The organism is Bradyrhizobium sp. 521_C7_N1_3, from assembly GCF_052075975.1.
GTDB classification, from domain to species: Bacteria; Pseudomonadota; Alphaproteobacteria; order Rhizobiales; family Xanthobacteraceae; genus Bradyrhizobium; species Bradyrhizobium japonicum.
Genome location: NZ_CP197232.1, coordinates 6777544 through 6799085, shown reverse-complemented (window position 1 = coordinate 6799085; position 21542 = coordinate 6777544). Strand labels below are relative to the sequence as shown.

General features: G+C 65.0%; 16 protein-coding genes, 1 tRNA gene, 1 pseudogene and 2 riboswitches. Of the genes and pseudogenes, 6 read left to right on the top strand and 12 right to left on the bottom strand.

What is annotated here, in order from left to right:
* Nucleotides 1-2 precede the first annotated feature (2 nt).
* The 7 genes and pseudogenes from AB7008_RS32110 to AB7008_RS32080 form a co-directional block, all read right to left on the bottom strand.
* A complete protein-coding gene (locus AB7008_RS32110; RefSeq protein WP_028154705.1) occupies nucleotides 3-1166 on the bottom strand; it encodes a M20 aminoacylase family protein in 1164 nt (387 codons plus the stop codon).
* 13 nt (nucleotides 1167-1179) lie between these two features.
* Nucleotides 1180-2685, bottom strand: coding sequence for a M81 family metallopeptidase (locus AB7008_RS32105; RefSeq protein ID WP_441260094.1), 1506 nt, complete (start codon nucleotides 2683-2685; stop codon nucleotides 1180-1182).
* 235 nt (nucleotides 2686-2920) lie between these two features.
* Nucleotides 2921-4570, bottom strand: coding sequence for an ABC transporter ATP-binding protein (locus AB7008_RS32100; RefSeq protein ID WP_441260093.1), 1650 nt, complete (start codon nucleotides 4568-4570; stop codon nucleotides 2921-2923).
* A 14-nt stretch (nucleotides 4571-4584) separates the two neighbouring features.
* On the bottom strand, nucleotides 4585-5472 hold the full coding sequence (locus AB7008_RS32095) for an ABC transporter permease (RefSeq protein ID WP_041958665.1): 888 nt from the start codon (nucleotides 5470-5472) through the stop codon (nucleotides 4585-4587).
* A 19-nt stretch (nucleotides 5473-5491) separates the two neighbouring features.
* Nucleotides 5492-6433: an ABC transporter permease gene (locus tag AB7008_RS32090; protein WP_014494267.1), complete on the bottom strand. Its 942-nt coding sequence runs from the start codon at nucleotides 6431-6433 to the stop codon at nucleotides 5492-5494.
* Nucleotides 6434-6615: 182 nt separating this feature from the next.
* The gene (locus tag AB7008_RS32085) at nucleotides 6616-7917 is read right to left on the bottom strand and encodes a D-amino acid dehydrogenase (protein WP_441260092.1); all 1302 of its coding nucleotides are present in this window, start codon (nucleotides 7915-7917) and stop codon (nucleotides 6616-6618) included.
* Between the two features lie 66 nt (nucleotides 7918-7983).
* Nucleotides 7984-8100, bottom strand: a riboswitch (glycine riboswitch).
* Between the two features lie 3 nt (nucleotides 8101-8103).
* Nucleotides 8104-8207: riboswitch (glycine riboswitch) on the bottom strand.
* A 184-nt stretch (nucleotides 8208-8391) separates the two neighbouring features.
* Nucleotides 8392-9514 (bottom strand): annotated as a pseudogene (locus AB7008_RS32080) (M20/M25/M40 family metallo-hydrolase).
* Between the two features lie 266 nt (nucleotides 9515-9780).
* Here AB7008_RS32080 and AB7008_RS32075 point away from each other — a divergent pair.
* Nucleotides 9781-11391, top strand: a complete 1611-nt coding sequence (locus tag AB7008_RS32075) for an ABC transporter substrate-binding protein (protein ID WP_028154710.1) — start codon at nucleotides 9781-9783, stop codon at nucleotides 11389-11391.
* A 212-nt stretch (nucleotides 11392-11603) separates the two neighbouring features.
* Nucleotides 11604-13199 carry a glycosyltransferase family 39 protein gene (locus tag AB7008_RS32070; RefSeq protein WP_304494231.1) on the top strand — a complete coding sequence of 532 codons (1596 nt, stop codon included), beginning with the start codon at nucleotides 11604-11606 and terminating at the stop codon, nucleotides 13197-13199.
* Nucleotides 13200-13402: 203 nt separating this feature from the next.
* Here the strand turns inward: AB7008_RS32070 and AB7008_RS32065 are convergent, their stop codons facing one another.
* Nucleotides 13403-14605, bottom strand: a complete 1203-nt coding sequence (locus AB7008_RS32065) for a multidrug effflux MFS transporter (RefSeq protein ID WP_439711259.1) — start codon at nucleotides 14603-14605, stop codon at nucleotides 13403-13405.
* 180 nt (nucleotides 14606-14785) lie between these two features.
* Nucleotides 14786-15367 carry a TetR/AcrR family transcriptional regulator gene (locus AB7008_RS32060; protein WP_304490407.1) on the bottom strand — a complete coding sequence of 194 codons (582 nt, stop codon included), beginning with the start codon at nucleotides 15365-15367 and terminating at the stop codon, nucleotides 14786-14788.
* A 98-nt stretch (nucleotides 15368-15465) separates the two neighbouring features.
* On the opposite strand from AB7008_RS32060, the gene AB7008_RS32055 reads away from it, so the two are divergent.
* Together AB7008_RS32055 and AB7008_RS32050 are read left to right on the top strand one after the other, a co-directional pair.
* The gene (locus AB7008_RS32055) at nucleotides 15466-16245 is read left to right on the top strand and encodes a crotonase/enoyl-CoA hydratase family protein (RefSeq protein ID WP_304490406.1); all 780 of its coding nucleotides are present in this window, start codon (nucleotides 15466-15468) and stop codon (nucleotides 16243-16245) included.
* Between the two features lie 250 nt (nucleotides 16246-16495).
* Nucleotides 16496-17785: a hypothetical protein gene (locus AB7008_RS32050; RefSeq protein WP_304490405.1), complete on the top strand. Its 1290-nt coding sequence runs from the start codon at nucleotides 16496-16498 to the stop codon at nucleotides 17783-17785.
* A 105-nt stretch (nucleotides 17786-17890) separates the two neighbouring features.
* Here the strand turns inward: AB7008_RS32050 and AB7008_RS32045 are convergent.
* A tRNA-Leu gene (locus AB7008_RS32045) sits at nucleotides 17891-17979 on the bottom strand.
* Nucleotides 17980-18154: 175 nt separating this feature from the next.
* Between AB7008_RS32045 and AB7008_RS32040 the strand changes: the two genes are divergently transcribed.
* A complete protein-coding gene (locus AB7008_RS32040; protein ID WP_248878558.1) occupies nucleotides 18155-18580 on the top strand; it encodes a twin-arginine translocation pathway signal in 426 nt (141 codons plus the stop codon).
* 21 nt (nucleotides 18581-18601) lie between these two features.
* Here AB7008_RS32040 and AB7008_RS32035 read toward each other — a convergent pair whose 3' ends face one another.
* Both AB7008_RS32035 and AB7008_RS32030 read right to left on the bottom strand, forming a co-directional pair.
* A complete protein-coding gene (locus AB7008_RS32035) occupies nucleotides 18602-19804 on the bottom strand; it encodes an FAD-dependent monooxygenase (protein WP_248878557.1) in 1203 nt (400 codons plus the stop codon).
* Between the two features lie 19 nt (nucleotides 19805-19823).
* Nucleotides 19824-20069, bottom strand: a complete 246-nt coding sequence (locus AB7008_RS32030) for a zinc-finger domain-containing protein (protein ID WP_008562814.1) — start codon at nucleotides 20067-20069, stop codon at nucleotides 19824-19826.
* Between the two features lie 330 nt (nucleotides 20070-20399).
* Between AB7008_RS32030 and AB7008_RS32025 the strand changes: the two genes are divergently transcribed.
* Nucleotides 20400-21536, top strand: a complete 1137-nt coding sequence (locus AB7008_RS32025) for a hypothetical protein (protein ID WP_304490404.1) — start codon at nucleotides 20400-20402, stop codon at nucleotides 21534-21536.
* The last annotated feature ends 6 nt before the right edge of the window (nucleotides 21537-21542 follow it).

Below are 21542 nucleotides of genomic sequence, written 5' to 3'. Positions count from 1 at the left end.
TGCTAACCTACCGGCATGCGCGTTTCGATGATCCGGGCGAACATGCTGGCGCCGATCGGCAGGATCTTGTCGTCGAGCACGAAGCCGGGATTGTGCACGGGCACCGAGCCGTCATGGCCGATCCAGAAATAGGCGCCGGGAATGGTTTGCAGCATGTCGGCGAAATCCTCGCTGCCCATCTTCGGCTGGGCGCGGGTGATCACGTTGGCGGGGTTGACGACGGTGCGCGCGACCTCCTCGACCACCTTGGACTGCTCGACCTGGTTGATCAGCACGCCGAAGGTGTCGCGGATGTCGGCTTCGATCACGCATTGATAGGCGCTCGCGATGCCGGCGCAGATCGTGCGGATGCGTTCGGCGATCAGGGCGCGGACTTCATCCGAGAAGGTGCGGATGGTGCCGCAGAGATGCGCCTCGCCGGGGATGACGTTGTAGGCGGAACCGGCGTGAATCTGCGTGATCGAGATGACGGCGGCCTGCAGCGGCTCGACGTTGCGGCTGACGATGGTCTGGATCGCCTGCGCCAGCGTGGTCGCGATGATCACCGCGTCCTTGGAGCGTTCGGGCATCGCGCCATGCGCGCCGTAGCCGGTGATGCGCAGGTCGAAGAAGTCGGCGCTGGCCATCGCCGGGCCGGGCAGGATCGCGATCTCGCCGTGGTTGAGGTCGGGCGCGTTGTGCAGGCCGTAGAGCTCGTCGCAGGGAAACTTCTCGAACAGCCCGTCCTTGATCATCGCACGCGCACCGCCAAGGCCTTCCTCGGCCGGCTGAAAGATCAGATGCACGGTGCCGTCGAAGTTCTTGGTCTCGGCGAGGTAGCGCGCGGTGCCGAGCAGCATGGTGGTGTGGCCGTCATGGCCGCAGCCGTGGAAGCGGCCGGGGATTTTCGAACTCCATTTTAGATTGGTGTTCTCTTCCATCGGCAGCGCGTCCATGTCGGCGCGCAGGCCGATGCGCTTGCTGCCCGAACCCTTGCCCTTGATGACGCCGATCACGCCGGTGCCGCCGAGACCGCGGTGCACCTCGATGCCCCAGCTCTTCAGCTTGTCGGCAACGATGCCGGAGGTGCGCACTTCCTCGAAGCCGATCTCGGGATGGGCGTGGAGGTCGCGCCTGATAGCAGTGAGTTCGTCGGCAAAGCCGTCGATGCGGTCGATCGTGGGCATGTGTCCTGTCCGGTTAGCGTGATGGGGGAATGAAAACGGGGCCGTTCGGCTTGATGCGGATGCCCGGCCGCAGGCGCGTCCAGGGCAGGGTGGCAGTGTCGGCCGGCATCGCGCCGGGCGCGGCGCAGATCATCAGCTTTTCCGCGATCGGCTCGAAATCGGCGCGGAAGTGGACCGAACTCTTGTTGACCAGAATCTTCTGCGTGGTCGGCTCGATGCCGACATAGCGGTACATCGCCTGATCGGCGAGCTGCGCCTTGTGCGAGGAGACGACGACGCGGACGTCACCGATGCGCAAGGCTGCGGAGGGACCCATCTCCATCTCGCGGCCACCGTAATAGGGGCCGGGCGCGATGAAGCGGCCGTCGGAGAGCTTTTCGACGATGAAGGTCTCGCGATAGGGCTCGTCGCCGGGAATGCCGGATTTGCCGCCGAGCGACAGCATCACGGTGGCGCCGACGCCGGCTTCATGCGCGGCCTTGGCCGAGGCCGGATCGTAGATCGCGCCGGTCGCGGCGCTCGCCTTGTTGCGTACCAGCGCGCGCAGCATGCCGGTGGTGTCGGAATCGCCGCCGGCGCCGGGATTGTCCTGGGTGTCGGCGATGATGATCGGCTTGCTCGCGCTCTTGGCGAGTTCCATCGCATGGCGCACGCCGTCGTCGGGCGACCAGATCTTGCCGTCGAAATCGTCCTCGTGGCTTTCGATCAGTTTGACGATCGCATCGGCCGCGCGGTCGGCATCGGCCTGCGTCTTTCCATAGGCGAACACGCTCGGGCCGCAATCGCGGAAGTCTGCGGCGGGGAAGCCGGGCGCGAAGGACAGCGTCGGAACGGCGTCGCTCTCCAGCGCGGCAAGTTCTTCGTAGATACCCTTGGTGGGAAAGTCATTTGTGCATTGCCAGCTGATCGCGATCAGGAACGGCAGTTGGCGGAACGACTTTGCAAAGCGCTGCTTCGTCTTCAGGAGCAGGGCGAGGTGGCGCGCGGAGGCGCGGCCGGTCTCGGCCATGTCGACATGCGGATAGGTGCGGTAGGCGATCAGCGCGTCCGCGTGTTCCATCATCTCGGGCGTGACGTTGGCGTGCAGGTCGAGGCTGGCAACGAGCGGGACGTCCTTGCCGATGACGCGGCGCACGCGCGCCAAAATCTCGCCTTCGCCGTCGTCGAGATGCTCGGTCACCATCGCGCCATGCAGATCAAGATAGACCGCATCGAGCGGGCCGGCGGCGGCGATACCGTCGACCATCACCTTCACGATACGCTCGAAGGCGTCCCTGGTGACATGCGCCGACGGACTTGCGCCGCAGGCGATCGTCGGAATGAGGTTCCAGCCATTGGCTTCGGCGCTGTCGACGAAGCCGGCGAGGCCGACATTGATGCGGCGCATTACCTTCAGCACGTCGGCGCCTTCCGTCATGGCCGGCCAGCCGCCGCCATGCTGGAAGTCCGCGAAAGTCGCCTTCGTCGGGGCGAACGTGTTGGTCTCGTGCAGGAAGCCGCCGACGGCGATACGTGTCATCAATTCTGGTCCAGCGTTTGAAAGTGCGCGACGTTAGCCTTGGCCTTGCGGAGAGAGCAAGGTGAGAAGCAATCGCGCCACGCATAGGGTCAGATCGTTTTGGGAATGCTGCTCCGCCGTCATTCCGGGGCGCGCCACTTGGCGCGAGCCCGGAATCCATGGTGCTGCAGAGTCTGCCGTTCGATGGATTCCGGGCTCATCGCTTCGCGATGCCCCGGAATGACGACTGAGAGAGTTAAGCCGTAGCAGCCGCGCCTTCCGACACCGGTCGGAAGTTCGCAAAATCCCAGCCGCGGCCCGGTGCGGCCTCCAGCAGCGCCTTGGTGTAGGCTTCCTTCGGATGCGTCAGCACCTCGGCGGCCAAGCCCTGTTCGACGACACGGCCGTGCTGCATCACCACGACCTCGTCGCAGATCTGGGCTGCGACGCGCAGATCGTGGGTGATGAACAGGATGGCGATGCCGAGCCGGTTCTGGATCTCGTCGAGCAGTTCCAGCACCTGCGCCTGAACCGAGACGTCGAGTGCCGAGACCGCTTCGTCCGCGACCAGCACGTCCGGATCGAGCGCGAGCGCACGCGCAATGGCGATGCGCTGGCGCTGGCCGCCGGAGAACTGGTGCGGATAGCGCGTCACTGCGTCCGCGGGCAGGCCGACGAGCTCGAGCAGCTCGCGGGCCCGCTTCATCGCATCGGCATGCGAGGTGCCGTAATTGATCGGGCCTTCAGCGATGCATTCGCCGACGCTAATGCGCGGGTTGAGCGAGCGATAGGGATCCTGGAACACGATCTGGATCTTCTGACGGTGCGGCTGGAGCAGGCGGCGCGAAATATCAGCGATCTCGCGGCCGGCAAGGCGCACGCCGCCGGAGGTCGGATCGATCAGGCGCACGATGCACCGCGCGACCGTCGACTTGCCCGAGCCGCTCTCGCCGACGATGCCGAGCGTGCGACCCTTGCGCAGCGTCAGCGTGACCTTGTCGGCGGCGACGACCTCGCGGCCTTTGCCGAAGAAGGCGCGCTCCTTATAGACCTTGCCGAGCTCGTTGGCCTCCAGCACCACCGGCTCCTTGGTCTCGGGCCGCGCCGCGCGCGGCACCAGGCTCGGGACCGCAGAAAGCAAATTGCGGGTGTACTCCATGGTCGGGTTGCGCAGCACGGTTTCGAGCGGACCGGTCTCGACCAGTCGGCCCTGCCGCATCACGGCGACGCGGTCGGCGATCTCGGCAACCACGCCCATGTCGTGGGTGATGAACAGGACGGCCGTGCCGTGATCGCGCTGGAGGTCGCGGATCAGCGTCAGGATCTGCTTCTGCGTGGTGACGTCGAGCGCGGTGGTCGGCTCGTCGGCGATCAGCAGCTTCGGCTCCAGCACCAGCGCCATCGCGATCATGATGCGCTGGCGCTGGCCGCCGGAGAGGCGATGCGGATAGGAGGCGAAGATGCGCTCGACCTGGGGAAGGCGGACCTGCTCCATCATGTCGAGAATGCGCTTCTTCCGCGCCTTGGCGTCGAGATCGGTGTGGGCGCGCAGGACCTCGTCGATCTGGCGGCCGACCGGCACCACCGGATTGAGCGCGGTCATCGGCTCCTGGAAGATCATCGCCATCTGCGTCGCGCGGAGCTGGCGCAGCCGGCGATCGGTCGCGGTGAGAATCTCTTCGCCGACCAGCTTGACGCTGCCGCCGGTCGGAACCAGCGTGCCCTTCGGCAGCAGGCCCATCGTGGTGAGCGAGGTCACCGACTTGCCCGAGCCGCTTTCGCCGACGAGACACAGTGTCTCGCCCTTGTGCACCTGGATCGAGATGCCGTCGATGATGTTGGCGCCCTTCGGCTTCTTGCCGACGGAGACGACGAGGTTGTTGATGTCGAGGACTGGGTTGGTCATCACTTGATCCGTCATCACTTGCCGTCCCGCTGCTTCATGCGGGGATCGAGGGCGTCGCGGGCGGCGTCGCCGATCAGATTGATGCTGAGGATGGCGATCGAAAGCAGCAGGCCCGGCCAGAAGATCAGCGTCGGCTTGAGCTGAAAATACTGGCGGCCTTCGGCCATGATGTTGCCCCAGGTCGGCGTCTCCGGCGAGATGCCGGCGCCGAGGAAGGAGAGGATGGCCTCGGTCAGGATCGCGGAGGCGCAGACATAGGTGCCCTGGACGATCAGCGGCGCGATCGTGTTCGGCATCAGATGGCGCCACATGATCTTCGGCAGGCTGGAGCCGACCGAGATCGCAGCCTCGACGTAAGGCTCCTCGCGCGCGGACAGCACGACCGAGCGCACCAGGCGCGCCACGCGCGGTATTTCGGGGATGGTGATCGCGACCAGTACGGTCCAGATGCTGGCGCCGGACAGCGAGACCACGGCGATCGCGAGCAGGATGCTCGGCATCGCCATGAGGCCGTCCATGACGCGCATCAGGACGGCATCGACCAGCTTGAAGAAGCCGGAGACGAGGCCAATCGCAAGGCCGATGGCGATCGCCAGGATCGCCGAGCCGATGCCGATCAGGAGCGAGATGCGGCCGCCATAGATCACGCGCGACAAGAGGTCACGGCCATAGGCGTCGGTGCCGAGCAGGAACTGCGCCGAGGCCGGCTTCAGCCGTTGCGAGGGCGCAAGCTGGACCGGATCGTGCGGCGCGATCAGCGGCGCCAGGATCGAGACCAGCACGATCAGCGCGAGCAAGATCGTGGCCGCCGCGATGATCGGCGTCGAGGTGAGGAATCCGAAACGCGGCCGCAATGGCGACGTGATCGGAATTGACGACTGGGGGAGGCTATCGACGGACATTTTTGTTGGTATCCTTGCCTCAGTACCGGATCCGGGGATCGAGCAGCGTGTAGGCGACGTCGATCAGGAGATTGACGACCACATAGATCAGCGACGTCAGCAGGATCATCGCCTGGATGACCGGATAGTCGCGCGCCAGCACCGCGTCCACCGTGAGGCGGCCGATGCCGGGGATGTTGAACACGCTCTCGGTGACGACGACGCCGGAGATCAGCAGCGCAAAGCCGGTGCCGATCACGGTGATCACGGGCACCGCGGCATTGCGCAGCGCATGGCGCATCATCACGGCGACCTCGTTGATGCCCTTGGCACGCGCCGTGCGGACGTAGTCCTCGCCGAGCACGTCGAGCATCGCCGCGCGCGTCATGCGCGCGATCAGCGCGATGTAGATGAAGGAGAGCGCGCAGGTCGGCAGGATGATACGTTCGAAGAACGGTCCAAAGCCGTTGAAGATGCTGCGGAAACCCTGCACCGGCACCCAGCGCAGGTCGATCGCGAAGACCTCAATCAGAAGATAGCCGACCACGAACACCGGCACGGAGAAGCCGAGCACGGAAAGGCCCATCACGAAACGGTCGATCCAGGTGCCGTGCTTCCACGCCGCGATGACGCCCAGGGGCACGGCGACGATGACGGCGAGAATGATCGTCGAGAGCGCGATCGAGATCGACGGCTCGACGCGCTGGCTGATCATCTTCATGACCGGCAGGTTGGAGATCAGCGACGTCCCGAGATCGCCGTGCAGCAGCTTGTTCACCCAGGTGATGAATTGCACGATCAGCGGCTCGTTGAGGCCGAGCGAGTCGCGGATGCGTTCCAACCGTTCCGGCGTCGCGTTGTCGCCGGCGAGAATGGCGGCGGGATCGCCCGGCGTCAGCCGCAGCAGCAGGAAGACGAACAGCGCGACGACGCCCATCACGGGCACCGCGGCCAGAACGCGGCGAATGAGATAACCTAGCATGCACCTATCTCCGGCTGCGGAACTTGTGGGGCCGGGAGGCCCCCTTGGAATCGGTTCTGTCTATCATGCACGCCTGTCACTCGGGCTGGAAAAGCCGGCCGGAGAAGCCGACCTTTCGGGGCAAATTGTGTGCCAAGGGCAGGGCGGTCGCAAGAGGCGGCCGTGCCTCCGATATCGACCACTCAAGATGCATGACGGAACTCGCGCTCAACCCTGAGTGACGGTCCGGTCGGCGGTGCGTTGAGCCCGCGCCAGCCGTCGATGGTCCCGGCAATCATCTGCGCGGTCGCGGCCGACAAGGTCCAGCCGAGATGACCGTGACCGGTGTTGAAGAACACGCCCGGCATCCGTCCTGCGCGCACCACCGGCATCATGTTCGGCATCATCGGCCGCAGCCCGGCCCAGGGCACGACCTTGGACGTTTCGACGCCGGGGAAGTTGCCGCGCACCCAGTCGACCAGCGGCTGCACGCGGTCGGCGCGGATGTCGCGGTTGAAGTCGTTGAATTCTGCGGTGCCTGCGACGCGGAAGCGATCGGCGCCGAGCCGGCTGGTGACGATCTTGGCGGCTTCGTCGAGCAGGCTCACGGTCGGCGTCGCATTGCGGCTTGCGGCAGTGTCGAGCTGCACGGTGATCGAGTAGCCCTTCACCGGGTAGACGTTGACCCGCTCGTCGAGGAGGGCGGCGAAGTGACGGCTGGCCACGCCGGCGCAGACCACGACACCGTCCACCTTCAACATGCCGCGCGCGGACGCGACAGCGTCGGTTGCGGAAAGATCAGCCCAGCCGATGACGAAGCCGCCACCTGCCTGGGCAATGGAATCGATGTTGGCTTCGTGGATAAAGGTCGCGCCGCGCCGCTTGCAGGCTTCCGCAAGTCCGCGCGTGAACTTGTGGATATCGCCGGTCGCATCCGACGGCGTGTAGAAGCCGCCGAAATAGTCCTTGCGTAGCGTCGGCTCGATGGCGCGGATCTCCTCCGGTGTCACCGGGCGGCGATCGAGCCCGCCTTCCTTCAGCAGCGCATTGACCTGCAGGCCGGATTCAAAACCCTTCTTGTCGTGATAGATGTGCAGGATGCCGCGGCGTTCGAGATCGAAGTCGATGCCTTCGCGCTCCGCGATCTCGAACAGATGCTTGCGGGCCTCGATCGCGAGCCGCGTGGTCTGGACCGTGTTGGCGCGGTAGTTGCCGATATTGGCGACGAACTCGCTCATCCACGAATATTTGTGCCAGTTCGGCCGCGGGTTCATCAGCAGCGGCGCATCGCGCCGGAACATCCAGCGCAGGCCTTTCAGGATCGTCGCAGTGCTGTTCCACACTTCGGCATTGCTGGCGGAGAGCTGTCCGCCATTGGCGAAGGACGTCTCCATCGCGGCGTAGCGGTGCTTGTCGAGCACCGTCACCTTGTAGCCGCGTTCGAGCAGGGCATAGGCGGTCGTTACGCCGGTGATGCCGGCGCCGATGATGGCGATATGGGTCATGATAGTTCGGGGCTCCCGTGAGTTAGAGACGGCTAACCGCCGGCCAAAGGCCGTTGGCGGCGCCCCATCTGTCACGGTTACCTGAGAGCTTGATCCGTTGCTCAACCTCGGGCGAGGTCAGCTTGCGGACTATCCCCTTCGGTGGACGTCACGACGTTGAGATCGTGCCGTCTCTCTCCAGATCGTCCTGACGATACAGTCCTTTTGCCTGAGAGTTTCCGGGGCGGTTGCTCCGTCGGCGCCGCAACGAAAGCCGAAACCTTCGCTGCAATCTCTCCCGCATCGTCGCGTGGACGATCGAGCAGTACGATACGCCTCATTTTTGGACAAGGCTAAATTTCAAACCGTGACTGCCAACGCATTGTGCAGTGCGAAGTTTGCGTCGTCATTCCGGGGCGCGTCGAAGACGCGAACCCGGAATCTCGAGATCCCGGGGTTCGATGCTTTGCATCGCCCCGGGATGACTCGGCCCTATTACTCCAGCGTCGCCAGCAAACCGGCCATCAGGCGGCCGCGCTCGACCAGGCTCTCGACCTCGATGAATTCTTCCAGCGTGTGGCCGTTGCCGCCGCGCACGCCGAGGCCGTCGAGCGTCGGGATGCCCATCGCGCCGGTAAAGTTGCCGTCGGAGCCGCCGCCGGAGCTCGCATGCGGTAGCTCAGTGCCGAGCAATTTGGCGATGCCGCGCGCCTTTTCATAAAGCGCCATGGTGCCGGCATCCGGCTCCCATACGGGGCGCGTGACGCCGCGCGAACGTGACATCATTGGTCGTGCCCGAAAGCGCCAGCATCCGCTCGACGCCGCGATCGAGATCGGCCTGGCGCTTGGCCATGGACAGCGCCTCGCCGGTGGCAGTCGTGGCAACGCAATTGACCCATTGTCCGCCGTGCACGACGCCAACCGAGAAAGTGCAGTCCTCCGTCGTCATCGCGTCAATCGCGAGGATCTGCCGCGCCATCTCGCGGATCGCCGAGCGTCCGGCCGACAATGTCGCGCCGGCATGGCTCGGTCGGCCCGTCGCTTCCAGATTGAAGCGCGCGATGGCGTAACGTCCGGTGGTGACACCGTTGTCGGCGCGGCCCGGTTCGGGCACCAGCACATATTTGTTGCGCGCGGCTTCCGCCTCGATGATGTCCCGCGTCGAGGGCGTGCCGACTTCCTCGTCGGGCGTAAACAGCACGGTGATCGGCAGCGGCGTGGTGAAGGAGGCGCGCGCCAGCTGCCGGATCGCTTCCAGCGAAAGATAATTGCCGCCCTTCATGTCGTAGATGCCGGGGCCGTAGCACTTGTTGCCCTCGCGCCGCCATTTCAGCTTCTCGATGGTGCCGACCGGGTGGACGGTATCCATGTGGCCGGCGATCAGGATGCCCGGCTCGCCCTGTTTCGGATGCGGGAAGCGCGCGCGGATCACGCCGCCGAAGCCCTGTCGGCCGCCGATGCGTTCGATCGTCGCACCCATGATCGCCATATCCCGCGCTGCGATATCGAGCATGCGGTCGACGGCGCCCGCGTCCCAGGTCGGGCTCTCGCATTCCACCCAGGTGCGCAGGCCCTGGAGCATCGCCTCGGAATCGAAGGGAAGATTGGCTGGATTCATCTTAATGTCTCTCAGGCTTGAAAGATGGAACGCGCATTGCATTGGCGTGGACAGGACTGGCGGAAAGCGTTGTAGAGCCAAACCGATCTTTGTGGAGCCCGTGAGCGCGCCGCTTGGGGCTGCAGCGAAACCGGATTGACGCGCTCAGCACTGTCTGCAAGTCTCGAAAGACAAAGGCATCGCATGAGGTTAGTTCGCCTAAAGAACGAACCGAATGCTCAACCAATAACCTGCCTTTGAACAGTTTCACGTCAGGAGAAACTTTTATGTTGAGCTTGATGCGCCGGGGGCGTCGCGCGTTCGCCTCCACACTTGCGCTATCGGTCGTTGCGCTTTCGACGGCGATGGCCTCGCCGGTACTTGCCGCCGCCAGCAAGACCATCACCGCGGTGATGCATTCGGATCTGCGCATCATCGATCCGATTTTCACCACCGCCTACATCACGCGTGACCATGGCTACATGGTCTACGACACGCTGATCGCGACGGACTCGAACTTCAAGATCCAGCCGCAGATGGCGGACTGGAAGATCTCCGACGACAAGCTCACCTATACCTTCACGCTGCGCGATGGCCTGAAGTGGCACGACGGTACGCCGGTGACGGCGGAAGACTGCGCGGCTTCGCTGAAGCGCTGGGCTGCGGTCGACGGCATGGGCCAGCAGATGATGCAGTTTACTGCGAGCATCGAGGCGACCGACCCCAAGACGATCACGCTGAAGCTGAAGGAGCCCTACGGCCTCGTGCTCGAATCCATCGGCAAGCCGTCCTCGCGCGTCGCCTTCATGATGCCGAAGCGTCTTGCAGAAACGCCGCCGGACAAGCAGATCCCCGAGCAGATCGGCTCCGGCCCGTTCAAGTTCGTGCAGGGCGAATTCCAGCCCGGCGTGAAGGCGGTCTACGTCAAGAACACCGACTACGTTCCGCGCAAGGAGGCGTCGAGCTGGACTGCCGGAGGCAAGCTGGTCAAGGTCGATCGCGTCGAATGGATCACCATGCCGGATGCGCAGACCGCGGTGAACGCGCTGCAATCGGGCGACATCGACTTCATGGAAGTGCCGCCGTGGGATCTGCTGCCCGTGCTTGAAGGCAATGCCGACCTCAAGGTCGAGACGCTGAACAAGTTCGGCTACCAGACCCTTGGGCGCATGAACTTCCTCTATCCGCCCTTCGACAATCCGAAGATCCGCCGTGCCGCACTTCTGGCGATGAACCAGAAGGACGTGCTCGACGCGCTCGTCGGCAATCCCAAATACTACAAGATCTGCGGTGCGTTCTTCATCTGCGATACGCCGTTCGCGACCGACGTCGGCTCGGAATCGCTGGTCAAGGGCAACGGCATGGCGGAAGCCAAGAAGGCGCTCGCCGAGTCCGGCTATGACGGCACGCCCGTCGTGGTCATGGTGCCCGGCGACGTCGTGACGCTGAAGGCGCAGCCGACGGTCGCGGTGCAGTTGCTCCGCGAGGCCGGCTTCAAGGTCGACGCGCAGGCGACCGACTGGCAGACGGTGGTCAGCCGGCGCGCCAGCCAGAAGCCTCCGAAGGAGGGCGGCTGGAACATGTTCTTCACCAACTGGGTCAGCGCCGATGTGTCCAACCCGATCGCTAATCTGTCGATCGGCGGCCAAGGCAAGAAGGGCTGGTTCGGCTGGGCGGAAAACGCCAAGATCGAGAAGCTCAAGGACGACTTCGTCCGCGCCGCCTCGCTCGACGATCAGAAGAAGATCGCGGCCGAGATCCAGAAGGAAGCCTATGACCAGGTGATCTATGTGCCGCTCGGCCAGTATCTGGCGCCGAGCGCATGGCGGAAGTCGCTCACCGGCGTGCTCGATGGCCCGGCGACACCGTTGTTCTGGAACATCGACAAGACCGAGTAAGGCGAGGGCGCCCCAGCGCGCCTTCCCCGATCGTTACGCGGCGTCGCTGTCATCAGCGGCGCCGTTTTCGTTTGTCAGCCTCGCGTCAGCTTTTAACTCTTCCAGTGTCCGATCATTGCTATTTGTTTCTGACTTGAAATAGATGTGTGCAGTTTGCGCATCACGTCCTTCCCGCATTGATTCCCGTGCCGATTGATTTTGCACTCCAGGCGATGGCCGAACGGTCCGATCGCGCGCCGGCGCGGTGGCGGCGGCCGTTCCTGCGCTGGCTCGACGGCGTCGAGACGGGCTGGGCCGTTCCGCTTCTCATTGTGTGCTTCGTCGCGCTCTGGACGGTCTATCTGGCCGTCGCCTATGCCGGCAGCGGCCTGCACCCTGATACCCTAGAGGCCTGGACGCTCGGGCGCCGTTTCGCGTGGGGCTATCACAAGCATCCGCCGCTGGTGGGCTGGGTTACGGCGGTGTGGACCGCCGTCTTCCCGATCAGCGACTGGTCGCTGCAATTGATGGCGATGGCCAATGCCGGGCTCGCCCTGTTCTTCGTCGACCGGATCGCACGGCAGTTCGTGACCGGGCACAAACGCATCCTGGTGCTGCTGCTCCTGATGCTGACGCCGGCCTATCAATTCCACGCCCAGCGCTTCAACGCCAATTCGGTGCTGCTTGCGCTCTGGCCGCTCGCGACCTGGTGTTTTCTGCGCGCGTTCGAGACCCGCAGCGCGGCGTGGGCAGTCGCGGTAGGATGCACGACGGCACTGGCGATGGTCGGCAAATATTATTCGGTCTTCCTCGTGGCAAGCTTTGCATTTGCCGCGCTGGCTCATCCCGCGCGCCGCGCCTATTTCACGTCCGCTTCGCCGTGGATATCGGTCGTGGTCGGGTTCGCGGTGTTGTCGCCGCATATCTACTGGCTCGCGACGACCGGCGCGTCGGCCTTCACCTACGCGATGGCGCACGCCAACGGCAACTTCGCTAGTTCACTCGGTGAAGTGCAGAACTTCCTGCTCGGACTGGCGGCGGCCGTCAGCGCATCAGCCGTCATCTGGGTGTTCATCGCGGGCACGCGGCTGAAGCAATTCCCGGCCGATTTCGCCGCGATGAACTCTGGTCTGCGGCTCCTTTTCTACGTAGCGATCGGCACGATCGTGCTGCCGGTCCTGACGTCGCTGGCGATGGGCACCGATCTACCGTCGCTATGGGCGTTGCAAGGGCTGTTCCTGTTCGTCGTGCTGATCGTTTGCGGCACGCGCTACCCGATCGAAAGATTCTACACCGTTAATGTCACGATCATCACCGCGATCGTTGGGCTCGCCGCTGTCTTCGTCGCCGCCCCGATTCACGCCGTCTATCGCAACAATCACGGCTACGAAGAGGGCCGGAATTTCTACGCGCAGGTAGCTAACGAGATTACTCGCGAATGGCACGAACTGACCGGGGAGTCGCTCAGCGCCGTCAGTGGCGACGATTCGCTGGCCTTTGCGACCGCGTTCTACAGTCCGGACCATCCGTTTTACGCGCGGCCGTTCGAATTTCAGTACACTTGGGGAATGCCGCGAAAGACGACATTGGATCGCGGTTGGGCCGCGCTCTGTTTCAGCGGCCAGGACTATTGCGGCAGGTGGATGGAGTCCGTGTCTGTGCGCGCCGATCATTTCGTCAGGCGCCAGTTCACCGTGCAGGCAACGCTATGGGGCAAGCCTGGCCTGACGCGAGACGTGGTCGTGCTGATCGTGCCGCCGCGAACGAGCAGCGCGACGCCCGAGAGCGCCGCGCAGGACTTCAGCGCCAGCAGGCGCCCGACGGACTAGGCCTCGCGCTCAGCAGTGGCTGTCGCGGATCCGCTCGAGGCCTTCGCTCGCGAAGGGGGGAGTGAACGCAGTTCGGTCGGCGGCCGACGTCGAGCGTTCCGTTTCCGCCCGATCCGGGGTGGTGTTGTCTTCGCGATGTTCCGGTTCCATGAGGCGGCCTTTCGAATTGCTGCAGTACAACATCGATGCGGCCGGGAAGTTCCTCATGCGATGGGACGATGATGCGGCTTGAACAGCCGCCCCTTTTCCACCATCAGCACGATCGCAAGCGCCGCCAGCGTCGACAGGAAGAAGCCGAATGAGAACGGCAGCAGCGTGCCGTCGAAGCTCTGCCCGATCGCCATGCCGACGACGATGCCGATCAGCGTCGTGATCGAGCCGTAGAGCGAGGAGGCGGTGCCGGCGATGTGGCCCTGCGGCTCCATGGCCAGCGCGGTGAAGTTCGCGACCATCATGCCGAACGAGAACATCATCAGGGCGGACAGCACCATGAACAGGGAGAGCGGCAGCATGCCGAGGCTTTCCGTCAGCAGCATCACGCCCGCAACCGCGGTGTAGAGCGTCAGCGCGCCGTGCGAGATCACGCGCATGCCGAGCCGTCCGACCAGCTTCGCATTAAGGAAGCCGGCGATCGCGGTGCCGGCCGCGATCGCGGCGAAGGCAATCGGGAAATAGTGGCCGAGATGATAGATGCCGGTGAACACCTGCTGGGCACAGAACACATAGGCAAACAATGCGCCGATGACGCTGCCGGCGGCCGTCGCATAGCCGATGGTCTGGCGGTTGGTCACGGTCTGCCGGAACGCCGAGAGCACGTCTGCGGGCGCCAGCGACCTGCGCTCGGACTCGGGGAGGGTTTCAGGCAGCCGCAGCACGCTCCATGCGAGCGCGAGCAGTCCGTAGAGCATCAGCACGACGAAGATGCCGCGCCATTGCGTGACCAGCAGCACCGCCTGCCCGAACGAGGGCGCAATCACCGGCACCGCGATGAACACCATCATGGCGAGCGACATCACGCTCGCCATCCGGCGGCCGACATAACAGTCGCGCACGATCGAGGTCGCGATCACGCGCGTTGCCGACGTGCCGAGCCCTTGCAGCGCGCGCGCCAGCAGCAGCGTCTCGAACGAGGGCGCGGCGACCGCCAGCACGCTCGCCACCGCATAGACCGCCATGCCGCCGAGCAGCACCGGGCGGCGCCCGAAGCGGTCCGACAACGGGCCCATGACGAACTGGCCGGCACCGAAGCCGATCAAGAAGGTCGAGAGCACCAGCTGAAGATGATTGGCATTGGGAATAGCGAAGGCTGCCCCGATGTTGGGCAGCGCCGGCAGCATCATGTCCATCGCGAGCGGATTCAGCGCCATGATGGACGCGATCACGATGACGAATTCGGGAAAACCCATGGGCCGGTGTCCCGAGGACACCCAATCGTCGGCATTGACGTCGGACAAAGCTCACCTCTGAAAATCAGAGGCTTTTCTATCGGTTATGCTGCGTCGCACAACCCATGTTTCGGGATGGCTGACAGGCGGGTGCACAAGAATTGGTGATGTCGCCGGGCTCGGGAAGGGCTGCCTCGTCCATCATCTTGCGGTACGGGCCTGCTCGACCAGGCCGAGCGCCAAGCGTCCCGCGGTGTCGACATAGTCGAGATCGCGATGGATCAGCATCACGGTCGTGGCGCCGTCGAGCAGGATCACGAGCTGGCGCGCGAGCGCCGCTGCACCGGCAATACCATGCTTGCGCAATTCGGCTTCGAGCCACGCTTCAAAACGCTTCTTGTGCGCCGCGCCGGCCTTGACCGCGGGATGTGCCGGCGTGTTTGCGAGCTCGGCGATGGTGCGCAGGAATCCGCAGCCGCGCCATCGCGGCGTATCCATGGAGCGTCCGAGCCTCGTGAAGAGACCGCGGACCTTGTCGGCCGCCGTACCCTCGGTCTCGGCGAACCAGCGCATATAGAGCTCCAGCGTCGGCTGGTCCCTGGCTGCGATGGTCTCGGCGACGAGCTCGTCCTTGCTGGTGAAGTGATAATAGAGCGTCTTCTTGGTGACGCCGGCCTTCTCGGCGACCGCGTCCATGCTCACCGCCCTGATGCCTTCGCCATAGAACAGGCGCGTCGCCGCGATGACGATCTGCTCGCGTGTGGTGTCGCCTCTGCCTGACATCGCCAATGTATACTGCCTAGTGAGTATACACGACAAGACCGCTGTGGCTGACTTCCGCGCCTGTTCGACCTGGAATTCGACCTGGAAGGAGCCTGCACTTGTCCGATCTCGTACTCTCCGAAACGCGAGGCGCTGTCGCGCTGCTGACGTTCAATCGTCCCAACAAGCTCAATGCGCTGAGCTACGCCCTCGTCGACCGCCTGATGGCGATCCTCGATCGTATCGAGGACGATGCCGATATCCGCGCCGTGATCCTGACCGGGGCAGGCGACCGCGCCTTCTCGGCCGGCGCCGACATCGCCGAGTTCTCGGAGAGCGTGAGGTGCGGGCCGGACGCGGCGGTAAAGGCCTTCGTGCGGCGCGGGCAGGCGATGACGGCGCGCGTGGAGGCGTTTCCGAAGCCGATCATCGCCGCCGTGAACGGCATCGCCTTCGGCGGCGGCTGCGAGATCACGGAAGCGGTGCATCTCGCCGTCGCGAGCGAGCGGGCGAGCTTTGCCAAGCCCGAGATCGCGATCGGAATCACGCCGACTTTCGGCGGCACGCAGCGCCTGCCACGGCTCGCAGGCCGGAAGCGGGCGCTCGAATATCTCCTGACAGGAGATTCCTTTTCACCACAGCGGGCTCATGAGATCGGTTTGGTCAACCACGTCGTGCCGCACGGGCAGCTCCTGGACGCAGCCTTCGCGCTGGCAGGTCGCATCACGCGGCATTCGCACCTGGCGGTCGCCCGGGTCATCACCGCGGCCACGCGGGGTCTCAACGTCTCGATCTCGGAAGGCCTCGCCATCGAGAGCGAGCAGTTCGCACGTATGGCGGCGACCCGGGACACGCGCGAAGCGCTCGATGCCTGGCTTGCCGCGCGCTCGTCGCGGTAGGGGTGGCGCGGCGGATCCGGCGGTCGTGGCGACAGGGAACCAGTGCCCCGCCGTCCAGACGGAGCGCTGGCAACCAGGGATTCACCATAAGCGCGAGCGCAACGCACAGGGGAGATGAATCCGCAACCCATCCTGTTCATGGTGGCACGGCTTGGCGCCGCGTTGGCGCCGGGAGAAACCCGGCCAAACAAGGTATCCGATTGTGTCCGACGTCACCGGTGCAGCACGATGGTTGGAACCCTCGGCCGACATGGCTTCGCGGCGGAACTTCTGGCTCGCCTGCCTGATCGCACTGACCGCACTGCTGGTGCTCGGCAATCTCGCCAACGACGCCGTGCTCGATATGAAATATGGCTGGGACACCCGCGTCAATTGCGCGGCAGTCGATGCGTATGCCGGCGGGCTCGATCCTTATTTCGTCAAGAACCTGAAGGGCACCAAGCTCTCTTATCCCTATCTGCCGGTGACGCTGGATGTCTTCCGCCCGTTGTGCGCGGGTGGACTTCTGGTCGATCACTACAAGGGCATCTTTCCTGTCCTCGCCGTGCTTTGCGGGCTCCTCTTGCCCGGTCTTGGCCGAACGCGCCCGGGCGCGCGCGATGTTGCGCTGAGGGTGCTCTGCGCGCTCGGCGCGTTCGTCGGTTTCGAATGGGTGCAGGCGTCCGGCAACTTCGCGATCCTGAGCGGCGTGCTGACCGCGATTGCGCTGAGGTTTCTGCTCTCTCTGTCCGCGTCCGATGCGCCTGAGGACAGCAACTTTCCGCTGCGGCTCGCCGGCGCCGCGCTGCTCGGCCTCGTGACGTCGTTCAAGCTGGTGTTCTTTCCCGTGCTGGCCGCGCTCTATTTCCTGCCGCTGCCGCGCGGCCGCAAGCTCGCGCTGATCGCGGTGGCGGCGTTCAGCTTCGCATTGCCGATCCTGATATCGCGGCTGATGTACCCCGAGCTGTTTGCAAGCTGGCAACTGGCGATGGGCGGAAAGATCCCCGACCAGCATCTCGTCGATCTCTTCGAGATCAATCCGTCGCTGCTGCTGGCGGCACGCGACCTCATGGACTTTGCCGGCCTCGGTGGCAGCAAGGCGGCTGTTTTCGCGACCTATGCATTTGCAGCACTCGCGCTCGTGCTGGTGCCGTTCGCCTTGTCCATCCTGCGCGTGGTCGCGAGCCGGCCGGCGCAGGAAGGCGGATATTTTCTTGCGCGACTGGATCGCTGGCTGATGGATCATCCCCGCGTCGCCATGCGCATTACGGTGTTCGCGATGTTTGCGCTCTATCTCAGCTCGCCGCGCCTCAAGGAATACGCCTTCTTCGAGCTCGCGCTTTATGCCGCGATCCTCGTCGTCGATCTTCCGGCCCTGTCACTTGCCGCGTTCCTCGCCGTCGGTCTGGCCTTTCCGGCACTGATCTCGATTCTGGGGACGGCATTCGAGGGCAGCTTCATCCTCCTCATCATTGCGCTGACAAGTTTCTGGATCCTGCTGCTCGACTTTCGCGCCGAGCCGAAGCGGCTGGAGACGGAAGGTGCGCAGTCGCAGTCATAACGAATGCCGCCGCGCCCGCCGGAAAAGGACGGCGCCTTGCCCCCGCGCGGGCTCCAGCCGGTTCGTGACTGCATCGGTGGCGGAGGCTCGCCCCGTCAACTCCGATGGTGCGGGCAGCCGGGGTCGAACCGGCACAGCGCTTGCGCGCCGAGGGATTTTAAGTCCCTTGCGTCTACCAATTCCGCCATGCCCGCTTGATCCAACGAGATCAACTAGTTAAGTCCACCTCCGGCCGTCTGGAATTGGCGCGTGTCGCGGGCCGGATGGGCGGTTCTTCCTTAAGCGAGCCGGCTGCGCAAGGCAAAGCCTCAATCCGGACATCTGTTGTTGCTTTAGGCATTCTCAATCCACGGGGACTATTCATCCGGCATGGCTGCTTCGTTTTCCTCTCGCCTGCGCGACTCGGGCGCATTTCTGGCGCTGCTCGCGACGGGCGCGGCGCTGTCCGGCTGCGCCAGCATGACCGAGACGGTCGCGCCGGCCTTTGCCGATCCCGGCAAGTACCAATTGTACGACTGCAAGCAACTCGAGGCTGAGCGTAAGGCGCTCGCCACCCGCACCGCTGATTTGCAGAGGCTGATGGACAAGGCGCAGACCGGGGCGGGAGGCGCGGTCGTGTCCGAGCTCGCCTATCGCAACGACTACATCGCGGTGCGCGGGCAGTCGCAACTTGCCGAAGACGCCTGGCGCCGCAACAATTGCCGGGAGACGCCGCCCGGTGCGGCGCCGGCGGCCTCTGCTCCGCAGCGGCCGGACATCAAGCCCGCCCCGCGATCCGGCAGCGCCGTTCGCTGAGCCGGCACGACTGCGCCCCCATCAGGGCCGCCAGCCGTAGATCCAGTCCTGCCGCGCCAGCATGCGCTCCGGGCCGAGCGCGCGGATCGCAACATCGCGCGCGATCGCGAGCGGCCCGCCGAGATGATAGATCCGGCCCTGTTGCCGCGCCGTCCGCTGCACCCGCCGCACCCGCGCCTGTCGCGCGCCGCCATATTGCTTCAGCGCCGCCGTGACGCCGGCCGTGCTCTCGGCAGCCTCGAGGCTCAGATGCCGGGCGAGCACGGCGGCGTCCTCGATCGCCATGCCGGCCCCCTGGGCCGCGAACGGCAGCATCGCATGCACGGCGTCACCGAGCAGGCCGACCGGTCCTTGGGTCCACGGGCAACTGTCGGGCACGCCGAACAGCGCCCATTTGCGCCAATTGTCGACGGCCGTGAGCATCATTCTGGCCTGCGATGGCCAGCGCGGCGCCGCGAAGGCGTCCATCACCTCGAACGGGTCGCCCGGCGTGCTCCAGCCGGGCCTGTTCCAGGTCCCCGGCAGCACCGCGACCACGTTGATCTGGCGCCCGCCGGCGATCGGATAAGCGACGAGATGGGCATTCGGCCCCATCCAGAGCTGGACCCGCCGCGCGGTAAAATCCTTCGGCAGTTGCGTGGCATCGAGCGTGCCGCGCCAGGCGATCAGGCCGGAGAAGCGCGGCTGCACCTCGGGAAACAGATGCTGGCGTACCGTCGACCAGATGCCGTCGGCGCCGATCAGCGCGCTGGCCAGATCGCTGCGGCGGATCGTGCCGCTGCGATGGACGACCGTCAGCCCCTTGGCGTGGGGCGCCACGTCCTCGAAGGTCGCACCTAACTTCAGGTCGATATCGGGATGGTCGGAGACCGCACCGGCCAGCGCGGATTGCAGGTCGGCGCGGTGCACCACCCAATAGGGGGCGCCGGCCCGCGCGGAAGCGGCTTCGCCGAGCGGCATGCGCAGCAGTTCGCCGCCGGCCCGCGCGCTCATGACGCAGAGTGCCTCAGGCGTAACGGCGCTTCGCTTGAGCCGCTCGGTGAGGCCTAGCTCGACCAGCACGCGGCTGGCGTTGGGGGAGAGTTGCAGGCCGGCGCCGACTTCCTCGAGCCGCTCGGCCTTTTCCAGCACGACGATGCGGAAGCCGCGGGCGGCGAGCGCAAGCGCGGCCGTCAGTCCACCGATGCCGGCACCGGCGATGACAATCGTTCGGGAGAGCGCCACCCCTGACCGTGAGAGGTGGTCAGGCCACCTTGTCCTTCAGCACGCATTCCGGCGGACGGGCTTCGCCCGGCTTCAGGTCGGCGGCGAAACGGTACAGCGTCGAGCAATAGGGGCAGATGATCTCGTTGTCGTTGCCGAGGTCCAGGAAGACGTGCGGATGATCGAACGGAGGATTGGCGCCGACGCACATGAACTCTTGCGAGCCGATCTCGATGACGGGGACACCGGCATCGTTGTGGAAGTGCGGGACGACATGGTCGGACATCGTAGTTCATCCTGGAGTGGCAATGGCGGCAGACACAATCAAACACTGACGCGGCATCTTTGAGGCGCCGCGGACCATACTGTTGGGTGCAGATGATTGCTAGTCCAGCGGAACCGAAAGGTTCGCAATTGCCCCATGCTCATTTGCTCATGCAAATTCGACACAATCTTGCGGCCTGAGAGAAGCCCTTCTTTCGTCGGGGACGTTGTGTCGCAATTTTGGCATACTATGTCTTTGGACAAGCGGAATTGCGACGAAAGGCGAACCATCAGGCGCAATGATCTCGGGATCGTCCAGGCTCTTGGCACAACTCTTGGTATGACTCTTGGCATGAAGTGGCTGCGAATCAGCACGGCGTTGACCGGTATTGCAGCATGCAGCTTCATGCTCGCGCAGGTGGCGCCGCATGCCCGCGAGGCCGGCGCGCTGCTCTCCGCCCAGGACGATCCGGCGGCGCTCTCCGAGCTCAAGCTCGATGCGCTGCTGCGGCAGAACGACCGCCTGGTTCAGGACAATATCGAGGCCGCGCTCGCCGCCGGCGACGCCGATCTCGCCGACAGTTTTGTCGCGCTGGCGCGTGAACGCAACATCGCGCTGCCCGACGACCTCCTCAACCGCGTGAGCGATGCGGTCAAGGAAGAGAATTCCACGCGCCATTTCGCCAAACGGTTCGCCACCGGCCTCGTCACCGGCAACGCCGACGATGTCGCGAGCCTGTCCGGAACCGTCGCCGGCGATCTCTTCGTGATCGGCGACATCAGGGACGTCGTGCGCGAGGGCAAGCACCTTGCCATGGGCGAGGACACCGATCGCCTGGTGCTGGGGCTTGCGACCGCGGGCCTTGCCGTGACGGCCGCGACCTACGTCTCCGTTGGCGGTGCCGCACCTGTTCGCGCTGGACTGACGCTGGTGAAGGATGCCCGCAAGGTCGGACGGCTCGGCGAGGGACTTGCCGCATGGGCCGGCCGGTCGGCGCGTGAGGTGGTCGATACGCCGATGCTCCAGAACGCCGTCGCCAAGGGGTCGGTGTTCCGCCCCGGCGAGACCGCGAGCGCGATCAAGGCCGCGTTCCGTGCCGAGAAGGCCGGTGCGCTGGTCCGGCTCGGCAAGGACGTCACCCGCGTTGCCGAAAAGACCGGTACGCGCGGCGCCATGGATACGCTGCGCATCGCCGAAGGCCCGAAGGACGTTGCGCGCGCGGCCCGGCTTGCGGAAGCGCAGGGCGGCAAGACCCGTGCGATCATGAAGCTGCTCGGCCGCGGCGCGCTGCTGCTCGTCGGCGGCATGTTCGATCTGGCGCTCTGGCTGTTCGGCGCGGCACTGACGCTGTTCGGCGTGCTGTCCTCGATCAAGGCGGCGGCGGAGCGCCTGACCCAGGCCTGGTGCGATCGCAGACGGGCGCGGCGCCTTCGCCGTGCCAAGATCGCCGCCGAAGCTGCACTGGCGAATGCGGCCGTCACGGCCTAAGATCAA

What these genes read in the sequence shown, in the direction of transcription:
- AB7008_RS32105 (WP_441260094.1), bottom strand. Translation starts at nt 2,685, where the DNA reads ATGACACGTATCGCCGTCGGCGGCTTCCTGCACGAGACCAACACGTTC.
- AB7008_RS32110 (WP_028154705.1), bottom strand. Translation starts at nt 1,166, where the DNA reads ATGCCCACGATCGACCGCATCGACGGCTTTGCCGACGAACTCACTGCT.
- AB7008_RS32095 (WP_041958665.1), bottom strand. Translation starts at nt 5,472, where the DNA reads ATGTCCGTCGATAGCCTCCCCCAGTCGTCAATTCCGATCACGTCGCCA.
- AB7008_RS32065 (WP_439711259.1), bottom strand. Translation starts at nt 14,605, where the DNA reads ATGGGTTTTCCCGAATTCGTCATCGTGATCGCGTCCATCATGGCGCTG.
- AB7008_RS32100 (WP_441260093.1), bottom strand. Translation starts at nt 4,570, where the DNA reads ATGACCAACCCAGTCCTCGACATCAACAACCTCGTCGTCTCCGTCGGC.
- AB7008_RS32030 (WP_008562814.1), bottom strand. Translation starts at nt 20,069, where the DNA reads ATGTCCGACCATGTCGTCCCGCACTTCCACAACGATGCCGGTGTCCCC.
- AB7008_RS32085 (WP_441260092.1), bottom strand. Translation starts at nt 7,917, where the DNA reads ATGACCCATATCGCCATCATCGGCGCCGGCATCACCGGCGTAACGACC.
- AB7008_RS32025 (WP_304490404.1), top strand. Translation starts at nt 20,400, where the DNA reads ATGAAGTGGCTGCGAATCAGCACGGCGTTGACCGGTATTGCAGCATGC.
- AB7008_RS32090 (WP_014494267.1), bottom strand. Translation starts at nt 6,433, where the DNA reads ATGCTAGGTTATCTCATTCGCCGCGTTCTGGCCGCGGTGCCCGTGATG.
- AB7008_RS32075 (WP_028154710.1), top strand. Translation starts at nt 9,781, where the DNA reads ATGTTGAGCTTGATGCGCCGGGGGCGTCGCGCGTTCGCCTCCACACTT.
- AB7008_RS32060 (WP_304490407.1), bottom strand. Translation starts at nt 15,367, where the DNA reads ATGTCAGGCAGAGGCGACACCACACGCGAGCAGATCGTCATCGCGGCG.
- AB7008_RS32040 (WP_248878558.1), top strand. Translation starts at nt 18,155, where the DNA reads ATGGCTGCTTCGTTTTCCTCTCGCCTGCGCGACTCGGGCGCATTTCTG.
- AB7008_RS32070 (WP_304494231.1), top strand. Translation starts at nt 11,604, where the DNA reads ATGGCCGAACGGTCCGATCGCGCGCCGGCGCGGTGGCGGCGGCCGTTC.
- AB7008_RS32050 (WP_304490405.1), top strand. Translation starts at nt 16,496, where the DNA reads ATGGCTTCGCGGCGGAACTTCTGGCTCGCCTGCCTGATCGCACTGACC.